At 73.8% G+C, this 12,892-nt stretch carries 7 protein-coding genes and 1 pseudogene; 7 read left to right on the top strand and 1 reads right to left on the bottom strand.

Features of this window, described 5'->3' with window-relative positions; genetic code table 11:
* Positions 1-28 precede the first annotated feature (28 nt).
* Both cydD and cydC read left to right on the top strand, forming a co-directional pair.
* Entirely contained in the window at positions 29-1,708 is a 1,680-nt protein-coding gene (gene cydD / locus AS850_RS08425) for a thiol reductant ABC exporter subunit CydD (protein ID WP_119868709.1), read from the top strand.
* Positions 1,705-3,405, top strand: coding sequence for a thiol reductant ABC exporter subunit CydC (cydC, locus tag AS850_RS08420; RefSeq protein WP_119868708.1), 1,701 nt, complete (start codon positions 1,705-1,707; stop codon positions 3,403-3,405). Before cydD ends, cydC begins: the two co-directional genes overlap by 4 nt.
* A gap of 50 nt (positions 3,406-3,455) precedes the next feature.
* On the opposite strand, the gene AS850_RS08415 is transcribed toward cydC, so the two are convergent.
* A complete protein-coding gene (locus AS850_RS08415) occupies positions 3,456-4,271 on the bottom strand; it encodes an aminotransferase class IV (protein WP_119868707.1) in 816 nt (271 codons plus the stop codon).
* Positions 4,272-4,283: 12 nt separating this feature from the next.
* Between AS850_RS08415 and AS850_RS08410 the strand changes: the two genes are divergently transcribed.
* The 5 genes and pseudogenes from AS850_RS08410 to holA all read left to right on the top strand — a co-directional run bounded on the left by AS850_RS08410 (position 4,284) and on the right by holA (position 12,791).
* Positions 4,284-5,696 carry an anthranilate synthase component I family protein gene (locus AS850_RS08410; protein ID WP_119868706.1) on the top strand — a complete coding sequence of 471 codons (1,413 nt, stop codon included), beginning with the start codon at positions 4,284-4,286 and terminating at the stop codon, positions 5,694-5,696.
* A 110-nt stretch (positions 5,697-5,806) separates the two neighbouring features.
* Positions 5,807-8,413: a leucine--tRNA ligase gene (gene leuS / locus AS850_RS08405; RefSeq protein WP_119868705.1), complete on the top strand. Its 2,607-nt coding sequence runs from the start codon at positions 5,807-5,809 to the stop codon at positions 8,411-8,413.
* Between the two features lie 105 nt (positions 8,414-8,518).
* A complete protein-coding gene (locus AS850_RS08400) occupies positions 8,519-9,349 on the top strand; it encodes a helix-hairpin-helix domain-containing protein (protein ID WP_119868704.1) in 831 nt (276 codons plus the stop codon).
* 44 nt (positions 9,350-9,393) lie between these two features.
* A pseudogene (locus tag AS850_RS17050) lies at positions 9,394-11,286 on the top strand (ComEC/Rec2 family competence protein); the annotation flags it as partial.
* A 464-nt stretch (positions 11,287-11,750) separates the two neighbouring features.
* Positions 11,751-12,791 carry a DNA polymerase III subunit delta gene (gene holA / locus AS850_RS08385; RefSeq protein WP_119868702.1) on the top strand — a complete coding sequence of 347 codons (1,041 nt, stop codon included), beginning with the start codon at positions 11,751-11,753 and terminating at the stop codon, positions 12,789-12,791.
* Positions 12,792-12,892 lie beyond the last annotated feature (101 nt).

Below are 12,892 nucleotides of genomic sequence, written 5' to 3'. Positions count from 1 at the left end.
TGCGGCGACCCGCGGGGGAGAGGGCCCGGTGAAGCCTCTCGACCCGCGACTGCTCCGCTACGCGTCCGCGGCCAGGACCTTCCTCGTGGCCGGCGCCGGGCTGGGGCTCCTGCAGACCGCCCTCACCGTCGCGTTCGCCGCACTGGTGTCGCGGGCCGTGGTCTACGCGGTGGACGGACGGACGGCCGACCTCCCAGGGGTCCTCGCGGCCCTGGCGCTCGTCCTCGTCGCCCGGTCGCTGGTCGGCTGGACCCTCGAGGCCGTGGCGGCGCGCACCGCGGCGCGCGTGAAGAGCCAGCTGCGGAGCCGGGTGGTCGAGACCGTGGTCCGCCGCGGGCACGCGTGGCTCGCCGAGCGCAACTCCGCGAGGCTCGCGATCCTGATCGGTCCGGGCCTCGACGCGCTCGACGACTACTTCGCCCGCTATCTCCCGCAGCTCATCCTGACGGCGCTGGCGACGCCGCTCCTCCTCGTCGTCCTCTTCACGCAGGATCCCCTGTCCGGCGTCATCGTCCTCGTCACGCTGCCGCTCATCCCGCTCTTCATGATCCTCATCGGCTGGACCACTCGGGCCGCCCAGGCCCGTCAGTGGGATCGCCTCGCGGCGCTGGCGTCCGCCTTCCTCGACGCGGTCAACGGGCTGTCGACGCTGAAGGTGTTCGGACGCGAGCGTCGGCAGATCCGACGGATCGGCACCCTGACCGACGACTACCGGGTGCAGACCATGAAGGTGCTCCAGGTGTCGTTCCTCAGCGGCTTCGCCCTCGAGATGGCCGCCTCGCTGTCGGTCGCCCTCGTCGCCGTCGCCATCGGGATCCGGCTCGTGGAGGGATCGCTGGCGCTCCCGCTGGGGCTCTTCCTCCTCCTGCTGACCCCGGAGGCGTACCTGCCGCTCCGCCAGGTCGGCGCGAACTTCCACGCGGCCTCCGAGGGCGTCGCCGCCGCCGACGAGGTCTTCGAGGTGCTCGACGACGACGCGGCCGCGTCGCCCGCCCCCGCTGCGACGGCCGTCTCGTCGAGCGCGTCGTCGCCGACCGCCCGCGCCGCCTCCGCGGCACCCACTGACCCGGACGTCCTCGTCGTCCGCGACCTGACCGTCGACTACGGCGGTCTCCGCGCCACCGGGCCCATCAGCTTCGAGCTGCCCACCGGCCGGGTGACCGCCGTGACGGGCCCGAGCGGCTCGGGCAAGTCGTCGCTCGTGGCCGCGCTGCTCGGCGTGGTCCCGCACGGCGGGAGCGCCCGCTGGCGCGACGGCGGCGGCACACCGACCCGGGCGGAGACGGCCTGGTCGGGGCAGCAGCCCGGCCTGATGTCCGGCTCCGTGGCCGCGAACGTCGCCCTCGGAGACGAGATCGACCTCGACCAGGTCATCGAGGCGCTCACGACGGCGGGCGGCCGCGACATCGATCCGGGCATCGAGCTGGGCGCAGGAGGCACGGGCCTCTCGGGCGGGCAGGCGCAGCGCGTCGCCCTGGCCAGGGCCCTCTACCGGATCCGACGGCGCGACGTGCGGCTCCTCCTCGTCGACGAACCGACCTCCGCTCTCGACCTCGAGACCGAGCGGGAGCTCGTCGACGGTCTGGCGCGCATCGCGGCGGGGGGCGTAGCTGTGCTCGTCGTGACCCACCGGCCCGGCGTCCGCGACGCCGCCGACCGCGTGGTGACGCTGACCGCCCAGCGGGTTCCGAGCGGGGCGACCCCGTGACGCCGTCGCTCCTGCGCACCGCCCAACCGCCCCTCGCCCGCTCCTGGCGCGGGATCGCGGCCGGGGCCGTCAGCGCGCTGTCGGGAGTCGCCCTCCTCGCGGCGTCGGCCTTCCTCATCACGCGGGCGGCGGAGCAGCCGCCCATCCTCTTCCTGTCGATCGCCATCGTGTCCGTCCGCCTGTTCGCGCTGACCCGGGCTTTCTTCCGCTACCTCGACCGTCTCGCGAGTCACGACGCGGCGTTCCGCCAGCTCGCCGTCGTGCGGACGACGCTCTACCGCCGCCTCGTCCGGATCGCGCCCGCCGGCCTCGGCGGCTCCTCCCGGGGCGACCTCCTCTCCCGGCTCGTCTCCGACGTCGACGCTCTGCAGGATCTCCCGCTGCGCGTCGTCCAGCCGCTCGCGGTCTCGGCCGTCACGGCTCTCGCCGCCGTCGTCGGAGTCGCCGTCGTGTCGCCCGTCGCCGCCGGCATCCTGCTCGCGGCGCTCGTCGTGGCTTTCGCCGTGGGCTGCCTCACGGCCGATCGCCTCGCCCGGCGGACGGAGGAGACGCTTGCCCGACGGCGGGGTCTCCTGTCCGCCGCCGTCCTCGACACGCTGCAGAACCTCGACGTCCTCGTCGCCTTCGACGCCGTCGGGGGCCAGCTCGATCGTGTGAGCGCGCTCGACGACGACCTCCGGCGCGCGACCCTCCGACGCGCGTCCACCGCCGGCCTCGTCGCGGCGCTCCTGTCGCTCGTCTCCGGCGGCACCGTGCTCGCGATCGTCGCGGCGACGTCGTCGTCGGTCGGCCACGCGCTCACCGGCCCCGCCTTCGCGCTCGTCGCCCTCGTGCCGCTGGCCGTCTTCGAGGTGGTCGGCGCGGTCCCCGTCGCCGTCCTCGCCTGGAGGCGCGTGCGCGCCAGCGCGGAGCGCGTCGATTCCGCCGCCCCCGTGGTCGTCGCGTCCGAGGTCGTCATCGACGACCGGTCCGACGACGACGCCGTGCCCCAGGCCGTCGACGTTCCGGGTCCGGGCGAGATCCTGTTCCGCCTCCGGAGGCTGTCCGCATCGTGGCCGGGAGCCGCGGGGGCGGCGCTCCGCGACGTCGACCTCACCGTGCGGGTGGGCGAACGGCTCGTCGTCGACGGCCCCAGCGGAGCCGGGAAGTCGACCCTCGCCGCGGTCCTCGTGCGGTTCCTCGACCACCGGGGCGAGTTCGAGCTCGCCGGCCGGCCCGTGCGCACCCTCGACCCCGAGAGCGTCCGCGGAGCGATCGGCCTGCTCGAGCAGACGCCCTACCTGTTCGACGAGAACGTCCGGCAGAACCTCCTCTTCGCGCGCGACACGGCGACCGACGACGAGCTCCTCGACGTCCTCGAGCGCGTCGGCCTCGGACCGTGGCTCCGGGAGCGCGGCGGCCTCGAGGCCCGACTGGGCGAGCGGGGGACGCTCGTCTCCGGAGGTCAGGCGCAGCGGATCGCTCTGGCACGAGCCCTGCTGCGCGGCTTCCCGGTGCTGGTGCTCGACGAACCCGCGGCGGGTGTCGACGCCGACCTCGCCGACGACCTCCTGCGCGACGTCCTCCGGGCGGCCTCGACCGCCGAGACGACCGTCGTGCTCATCTCGCACGTGCCCGTCGACGACTCCCTCGTGACGCGGCGGATCCGGATCGAGAAGGGTCGCGTCGTCCGCGACAGCGCGTCCTCACCGGCCTGATCCGCCGACGCCGGGGGCCGTCCGGCCCACTCGCCTGAGGGGCGGCGCGGTCAGCGCGTCGCAGCCTCGGGGAGAGGCCGCGCCAGCCGTGCGAGCCGCGAGCGCCACGTGCGCAGTCGTCCCGGCTCCTCGGCGAGAGCGGGCCCGCCCTCCCACGCCGTCGCGATACGCGCTCCGTGGAGCGCGTTGAGGATCCAGACCTCCACGCCGTCGAGGTCCTCGGGCGCGACGACCTCGCGGCGGACCTCCACACCCAGGGCCGTCGCCAGCGTCACCAGAGAGCGCTCCGTGACGCCGGGCAGGCGGGGCAGCTCGTCGGCCACGACGCACAGGGCGTCGCCGCTCCACCAGACGATCGACGCGTAGTTCCCCTCGACGACGAGACCCTCGGGGGAGAGGATCACCGCCTCGTCCGCCCCTCGCTCGTGCGCCTCGGCCCGCAGCGCCAGGAGGGCCTCGAGGTCCGGGCCCTTGGTCAGGGGCGACCGCCGCGGATCGTGCGAGGCCGTGACGAGGCGCGCGGCGAGGCGTCGCTCGGGGGCGGGCCGCACGGCGGCGCGGAAGAAGGGCGCGCGCGCTGCGGCGGCGTCGACGAGGTCGAAGCGGGGCCACCAGGATCCTGCGGCCGGGACCACCGCGACGGCGGCCTCCCAGAAAGCGGTCGCCTCCCCGACGAGGCCCGGATCGGCTGCCTCGACCGACGCGAGGAAGCGGTCGCGGTGCACGTCGAGAGCCAGCGTCCGACCGCCGTCGGCGACCCAGGAATCGCTGACGAGGACGCGTTCCGCCGGAGCGACACCCTCCTCCGCCGCGTCGACACGCGCGAGCGAACCATCGGACCAGACCCAATTCCTCGCCGCACTCATACGATCAACCCTATGCGTGAGCCCGCCACCCGGATCCTGCTCGACGGCTGGAGAGAGCCCGAGCGCGTCGTCCTGGCGCTCGGAGCGACGGGCGACGTCGTCTGGTTCGACGCGGGCGTGGAGGCCGACGGCGCCGGGGCGACGCCGCGGGAGGGGCATCCCGGGCGGTCCCTCGTCGGGTGGGGCTCCGAGAGACTCACGGCGTCGGTGCGCGACGCCCGGGGGATCGCCCCCGCCCTCGACCGGCTGCGACGCGAGACGACCGAGGCATCGGGAGTGCAGGAGCCGCTGGGCTGGTGGGGCGTCCTCGGGTACGGAGCCGCCGCCGAACTGCTCCAGCCGGGCGACGGAGCCTGGGCCGATGCGCTCGGCGACCCCCGCCACCCCGACCTGGCGTTCCTCCGCGTCGACCGCGCCCTCGTCTTCGACCACGACCGCGGAACGGTCGAGGCCGTCACCTCGGGGACGCAGGAGGCGTGGCTCGACGTCGTCCGCGAGTACTGGACGCGCGACCCGGTCACGGCCGCCGAACCGTCCCCGCTCCCGCCGCCGCGGCGGGAAGCCACCTGGGCGGACGGCGACGGGGCCTACCTGGCCCTGGTCGACCGCTGCCGCGAGGCGATCCGCGCCGGGGAGGCCTCCGTCTTCTGCCTCACGACGTCGGTGTCCGTCGGCCCCGTCGCGGAGACGGACCTCGAGGTCTACCGGCGCCTCCGGCGGTCGTCGCCGGCGCCGCGGGCGTCGTTCGTCCGGATCGGCAGGGTCTCGCTCCTCGGCGCGTCCCCGGAGACGTTCCTGACGGTCGACGGCGACGGGATCGTCACCAGCGCGCCGATCAAGGGGACGAGGCCGCGGGGCGCGGATCCTGCGAGCGACGAGCGCCTCCGCGAAGGGCTCCGCACCAGCGAGAAGGAGCGCGCCGAGAACCTCATGATCGTCGACCTCATGCGGAACGACCTCAGCAGGATCTCGGTGGCCGGCTCCGTCGGCGTGTCCGAGCTGTTCGCCGTGCGCGGCTACGAGCACGTGCACCAGCTCGTCAGCACGGTCACCAGCCGGCTGCGCCCCGGCGCGTCCGGGGTCGACGCGGTCGTGGCGACGTTCCCGCCGGGCTCGATGACGGGCGCTCCCAAGCACCGCGCCGTCAGGCTGCTGTCCGACTGGGAGGCGGGCGCGCGGGGCCTCTACTCGGGAGCTGTGGGGAGGCTCGGCTTCGACGGGACGGTCGACCTCGCGGTCGTCATCCGTTCCATCGTGCTGGACGCCGAGACGCGGCGCGCCACCGTGGGCGTCGGCGGCGGCATCACGAGCGCGTCGGTGCCGGCCGACGAACTGGCCGAGGTGCGGACCAAGGCGCGAGCGCTGCTCGCCGTGCTGGGCGTGGGCGACCCCGGCTCGTCGTCGCCGTCGCCGGGGAGTCGCTAATCTAGATCCTCGGGGCGCCAGAACGACTGGCCCCGCCCTCTTCGGGTCGCTCGGCACGGTCTCGGCCGCGAGCCGCCGCACCCGCTCTCCCGACGCGAATCGAGACATCCGTGGCACACGAGCACGAGCAGACTCCTCCGGCCGACCCGAGCACCGGCGAGGCACGGACCCCGGATGCACCGTCCTACGACTTCGCCGCGATCCAGGCCAAGTGGCAGGCCGTCTGGGACGAGAAGCAGCCCTTCACCATCGACGACCCCGCCGACAAGCGCCCGCGCAAGTACGTGATGGACATGTTCTCCTACCCCTCGGGCGACCTGCACATGGGGCACGCCGAGGCCTTCGCCTTCGGCGACGTCGTGGCTCGCTACTGGTGGCAGCAGGGCTTCCAGGTGTTGCACCCCGTCGGCTGGGACAGCTTCGGGCTCCCCGCCGAGAACGCGGCCATCAAGCGGGGCGTGGACCCCAGCGTGTGGACGTATCAGAACATCGACCAGCAGCGCGAGTCGATGAAGGCCTACGGCATCGCCGTCGACTGGACGCGCGAGATCCACACCTCCGACCCCGAGTACTACAAGTGGAACCAGTGGCTGTTCCTCAAGATGTACGAGAAGGGGCTGGCCTACCGGAAGGACAGCTGGGTCAACTGGGACCCGGTCGACCAGACCGTCCTCGCGAACGAGCAGGTCCTCGCCGACGGCACCTCCGACCGCTCCGGCGCCGTCGTCGTCAAGAAGAAGCTGACGCAGTGGTACTTCAAGATCACGGAGTACGCCGACCGCCTCCTCGACGACCTCAACCAGCTCGAGGGCTCCTGGCCGCCCAAGGTCCTCGCGATGCAGCGCAACTGGATCGGCCGCTCCCAGGGGGCCGACGTGGAGTTCACCGTCGAGGGTCGCGCCGAGCGCATCACCGTCTTCACGACGCGCCCCGACACCCTCTACGGCGTCACCTTCATGGTGGTCGCCCCGGACTCCGACCTCGCCGCCGAGCTGGTCGCCGGTCAGGACGACCCGGTCGTGCGAGCCCGGTTCCAGGATTACCTCACGGCCGTCCAGAAGTCGAGCGAGATCGAGCGCCAGACCGCCGACCGCGAGAAGACGGGCGTCTTCCTCAACCGCTACGCGACGAACCCGATCACGGGGGAGCGGATCCCGATCTGGGCCGCCGACTACGTCCTCGCCGACTACGGCCACGGCGCCGTCATGGCCGTCCCCGCGCACGACCAGCGCGACCTCGACTTCGCGAGGCGCTTCGACCTCCCCGTCCGCGTCGTCGTCGACGTCAACGCGCCGGTCACCGGGGTGATCCCCGCCCTCGAGCTCGACGAGGACGGCGTGGCGATCCTGCCCGACGACCTCCCGCCGTCCGACCCGGCCATCACCGGCGAGGCGCTCACGGGCGAGGGGCGACTCCTCAACTCGGGCCCGTTCACGGGCCTCAGCAAGGCCAACGCCATCAAGCGCATCATCGAGAAGCTCGAGTCGACAGGAGACGGCCGCGCGGCGAAGACCTACCGCCTGCGCGACTGGCTCATCTCGCGCCAGCGCTTCTGGGGCACGCCGATCCCGATCATCCACGGCGCCGACGGTGCCGAGATCCCGGTGCCGGAAGACCAGCTCCCCGTCGCGCTGCCCTCCACCGAGGGCCTCGACCTGAAGCCGAAGGGGTCGTCGCCCCTCGGTGCGGCCACCGACTGGGTGAACGTCCCCGACCCCCGCGACGGCTCGCCCGCGCTCCGCGACCCGGACACCATGGACACCTTCGTCGACTCGTCCTGGTACTACCTGCGCTACATGAACCCGAACGACGACACCCGCGCCTTCGACCCCGCGGAGGCCGACAAGTGGGCTCCCGTCGACCAGTACGTGGGCGGAGTGGAGCACGCGATCCTGCACCTGCTCTACGCGCGGTTCATCACGAAGGTGCTCTTCGACCTCGGCTACGTCTCCTTCACCGAGCCGTTCAGCGCTCTGCTCAACCAGGGCATGGTGCTTTCCGGCGGCTCGAAGATGTCGAAGAGCAAGGGCGGCGTCGACCTCTCGTCGGAGCTCGCGCAGCACGGCGTCGACGCAATCCGCCTGACGATGGCGTTCGCCGGCCCTCCGGAGGACGACATCAACTGGGAGGACGTCTCGCCCGCCGGTGCCGCGAAGTTCCTGGCCCGGGCCTACCGCCTCGCGAAGGACGTCACCTCGTCGCCCGACGTCGTCTGGGCCGACGGCGACCAGGCCCTCCGCCGCGCCACCCACCGGCTCCTGTCGGAGGCGCCCGGCCTGACCGAGGCGTTCAAGTTCAACGTCGTCGTGGCCCGTCTGATGGAGCTCGTCAACACGACCCGCAAGGTCATCGACTCGGGCGCAGGAGCCGCGGACCCGGCCGTCCGCGAGGCCACCGAGACCGTCGCCCTCGTCCTCTCGCTCTTCTCGCCCTACACGGCCTCCGAGATGTGGGAGCTGCTCGGCTACGAGTCCGACGTCGCCACGTTCGGCTGGCGGAAGCCCGACCCGACGCTCCTCGTCGAGACGAGCGTGACCGCGATCGTTCAGGTCAACGGCAAGGTCCGCGACCGGATCGAGGTGTCCCCGAAGATCTCGTCCGACGAGCTGGAGGCGCTCGCCCGCGCCTCGGCCGCCGTCGTGCGGGCCGTGGGCGACAAGGCGATCGTGAACGTCATCGTGCGCGCGCCGCGACTGGTGAACATCGCCGTGAAGTGACCGGGTGGGCGCACCGTTCCCCCACAGGAGCGGTGGCCCCCCTGTTCTCCCCAGCGGCACCTGTCGACGCGGAAGCGGCGGGCCGGCGAACCCTACCGTCGTGGGATGCCGACACCACGCCCCGACACCGCGACCACTCCACCGCTGCCCGACTACCGGCGGCCGGGCGACCTCAGGCCGGGCGACCGACGGCCCGACGACGGACCGCCCGACGACGGACGGCCCGGCTCGGGTGGGCGGGCCTCGGCCCATCTCCGTCGTCCCGGCCCCGACTTCCGTCAGCCCGGCTCCGCGCCCCGGTGGCGGCTCGGTGCCGGGGCCGGCGTCGTGGCCGTCCTCGTGCTCCTCGCGATCGGCATCGCCCTCTCCGCCGCATCGAGCGCGCGGGGGAGCTCCGCCCTTCAGGAGGTCCGCCCGCCCTCGTCCGGGCACTCGGGGCGCCTCTCCGGCGCTCCGACACCCTCGCCGACGTCTGCGCCGACGGCCTCCGCGACCGTCTTCGTGCACATCGTCGGCCGTGTCGCCTCGCCCGGTCTCTACGAGGTGCCCGCAGGATCCCGGGCCGTCACGGTCGTGGAGGCGGCCGGCGGCTTCGCGGAATCGGCCGATCAGGGTGCCCTGAACCTGGCTCGACCCGTCGTCGACGGCGAGCAGATCGTGGTGACGGCGGTCGGGGAGGCACCGCCGGCGCCGGCACCGGGGTCGCCCGCCGCCGCGGGCACGGGGGCGCATACCGTCTCCGGCCCGGTCGACCTCAACGCCGCCGACGCGGCGGCTCTCGAGACCCTCCGCGGTGTCGGGCCGGCCACCGCGGAGGCCATCCTCGCCTGGAGGGACGAACACGGGAGGTTCGAGTCGGTCGACGACCTCCTCGACGTCCCCGGCATCGGCGAGAAGAAGCTCGACGCGCTGCGTGACGCCGTCGCCGTCCGCTGACGAGCACCGGCGTGATCGACCTCCGGCTCGCCGGGCCCTGCGCGATGGCGTGGCTGGCGCTCGTGCTCGCGCTCCCGCATCCTGCGAGCCTGCCGACGCTCGGCCTGGGGGCGGGCGCCGCGGCGGCTGCCGCCCTGGTCGCCGCGGTGCTCCTCGGCCGGCGGGTGGCATCCGGCGGGTCGACGCGCCTCGTCGCCGCTCTCGTGCTCGTCGGGCTCGGCCTGGCGATCGTCTCGACGGCGTCGGGAGTCGGGGCGTCGCGGCTCGCCGAGCGCGACCCGGCCGCTTTGTCGGACTCCGCGCGGTCCGGGCGCACCCTGGTGCTCGAGGGCACGGCGACCGCCGGGGGCGACACGGGGGCCGATCGACTGAGACTCCGGGTCGACAGGGCGGCGACCCTCGGGGGAGAGTCGGTCCTCGGCGGCGGTGCGGTACCCATCCTGCTCTTCGAGGCGACGTTCGACGACGTGCCCCGGGCCGGCGATCGCGTCCGGGTCGAGGCGACGCTCCGTCCCGCCGACTCCGGGGGAGACGTGGTTCATCTCGGTCGGGCGACCACGACCGTGGCGATCCTGGAACGGGCCGGAGGGGTCGTCGGGTGGGCGGGCGAGCTGCGAGCCGCCTTCTCCGCCGTGGCGGCGCACCTTCCGGGAGACGGCGGTGCGCTCCTGCCCGGGCTCAGCATCGGCGACACGTCCGCCGTCGACGAGTCGCTCGACGCGGCGATGACCGCGACCGGGCTGAGCCACCTCACCGCCGTCTCCGGGGCCAACTGCGCCGTCGTCGTCGCCCTCGTTCTGGCCGTGACGGGTCTGGCGCGGCTCGCCCGACTCGCGCGGTTGGCGGCGGCCGGGGTCGCCCTGGTGCTCTTCGTGGTGCTCGTGACACCCGAGCCGAGCGTGATGCGGGCCGCGGTGATGGCCGGGGCGGCGCTCGTCCTGATCGCCTGCGGCCGACCCGTCCGGGGGCTCCCGCTCGTCGCTCTCGCCGTCGCCCTGCTCCTCGTCGGAGACCCGTGGCTGGCGCGCAGCTACTCGTTCGCCCTCTCCGTCCTCGCCACGGCGGGCCTGGTCGTCCTGACGAGACCGCTGACCCGACTGCTCGCGCGCATCCTGCCGGATCCGCTCGCCACGGGGCTCGCCGTGCCCCTGGCCGCACAGCTGGCGTGCCAGCCGCTGCTCCTGACTCTCTCGCCGACGGTGCCGGTGCACAGCGTCGTGGCGAACGTCCTCGCCGAACCGGCCGCACCGGTGGCGACCGTCCTCGGGCTGGCGGCGTGCCTCCTGCAGCCCGTCTGGCCCGGCGCCGCGCAGATCGTGGCGGCCGTGGCGTGGGTGCCGTCCGCGTGGATCGCCGCGGTGGCGCGCTTCTTCGCTCGGGCGCCGCTGTCGACGCTCGCCTGGGGCGACGGCGGCCTCGCGGTCGCGGTCGCGGCACTCCTCGTCGTCGCGGTCGCGGGCGTCGTGCTGACGACTCCGCACCGCAGGAGCCGCCGGGTCGCCGTCGCGGCACTCCTCGCCCTCGCGCTGCCCCTGGTGTCCGTGACGACCGGGCGCGAGGTGGGCCGACGGCTCGCGCTGCCGCGCGACTGGCAGCTCGTCCAGTGCGACGTCGGGCAGGGCGACGCGGTCCTGGTCCGATCCGGTGAGGAGGTGGCTCTCGTCGACACGGGGGACGACCGGGAGCTCCTCGAGGCCTGTCTGTCGCTCGTGGGAGTCGAGCGGATCGACGTCCTCGTCCTCACGCACTTCGATCGCGATCACGTCGGTGCCGCGCCCGTCCTCGCCGGGCGCGTCGGCTCGGTGGTCGTCGGGCCGACGGACGGACGCGGCGACGAACGTCTGGTCAGAGGCTTCGAGGCGGCGGGAGCGGAGGTCTCCGAGGCGACGATCGGCACGGTGCTGCCGCTCGGCGCGGTCGACCTCGAGCTGCTCTGGCCGCCACCCGCGGCCGCACCCGGCAACGACGCCAGCGTGGTCGTCCGGGTGTCGTGCCCGCGAGCAACCGAACGGTGCCTGACGTCGGTCCTCCTCGGCGACCTCGGCGCGCGCGCTCAGCAACGGCTCGCGGGGCGGGAGGGGCTCGGCGAGGTCGACGTGGTCAAGGTGTCCCACCACGGGTCGCGCGACCAGAGCCCTCGGCTCTACGAAGCCCTCCGACCGCGTCTGGCGCTCGTCGGCGTCGGGGCGGACAACAGCTACGGGCACCCGACGGCGCAGACGCTGACGATGCTCGGGCGACTCGGCGCGTCGATCCTGCGATCCGACACGGACGGCACCGTCGCGGTCGGCGTCGGTCGCGACGGAGGGCTGGACGTCTGGCACGACGGGCCGCGAGCGTCGGCGGCTGCACCTAAAGTGGAACCCGGTCGGCTCACCGGGAACGCCGCCGGAGGAGAAACGTGGCTCAGCGCGACACGGGCAGGACGACGGGGGCCAAGAAGGCCGCCGTCAAGATCGACCAGCTCGCGTGGGATCGCATCCGGCCCGCCCCCGTCGTCCTCGTGTCGGGTCCCGAGCAGTTCCTCGCCGACCGCGCCGTCCGCCAGCTCCGCGATCAGCTCACGGCCGAGGATCCGAGCCTCGAGGTCAACGACGTCGAGGCCGACCACTACTCTCCGGGTGAGCTCATCACGCTCGCGAGCCCGTCGCTCTTCGCCGAGCCGCGACTCCTGCGCGTCTCGGCCGTCGAGAAGTGCACCGACGCCTTCCTCACGGAGATCCTCGACTACCTCCGGGCGCCGGCCGACGGCGCGTACGTCGTCCTCCGCCACGCCGGGGGAGTCCGCGGCAAGAAGCTCCTCGACGCCCTCCGCGGAGGTCTGGGAGGCGGCATCGAGGTCGTCTGCGCGGAGCTCAAGAAAGACACCGAGAAGCTCGACTTCGCCGCGGCCGAGTTCGCGGCCGAGGGTCGACGGATCTCCGCGGGTGCTCTCCGAGCGCTCGTCCAGGCGTTCCAGGACGACCTCTCCGAGCTGGCGTCCGCGTGCCAGCAGCTCCTCGCCGATTCCGCGGCGGAGATCACGGAGGCGACCGTCGAGAAGTACTACTCGGGTCGCGTCGAGACGAACGCGTTCAAGGTCGCCGACGCCGCGATCGCCGGTCGGCAGGGCGAGGCCCTGATCCTGCTGCGCCACGCCCTCGCCTCCGGCGCCGACCCGGTGCCCATCGTCGCCGCGTTCGCGAGCAAGATCCGCACCATGGCGAAGATCAGCGGGGCGCGCGGCGGCTCGGGTCAGCTCGCCTCGCAGTTCGGACTCGCGCCGTGGCAGGTCGACCGGGCCCGGCGAGACCTCGCGGGCTGGACCGACGACGGGCTCGGCACCTCCATCGACCTGCTCGCGACCACCGACGCCGCCGTGAAGGGCCGGGAGCGCGACGCCGTCTACGCGCTGGAGCGGATGGTGTCCGTCATCAGCGCGCGGGGCCGTCTACCGCGGTGACGGGCGACCCTGCTCGCCTCACGGCCGGCAGATGACGCACGGCCGGGGATGACGAAGGCCCCGCTCCCTCGAGGGGTGCGGGGCCTTCGGCGAGGCGGGTG

The sequence above is a fragment of the Frondihabitans sp. 762G35 genome (assembly GCF_002074055.1).
In the GTDB taxonomy this organism is placed as follows: Bacteria; Actinomycetota; Actinomycetes; order Actinomycetales; family Microbacteriaceae; genus Frondihabitans.
This window is presented reverse-complemented; position numbering and strand designations above follow the sequence as displayed.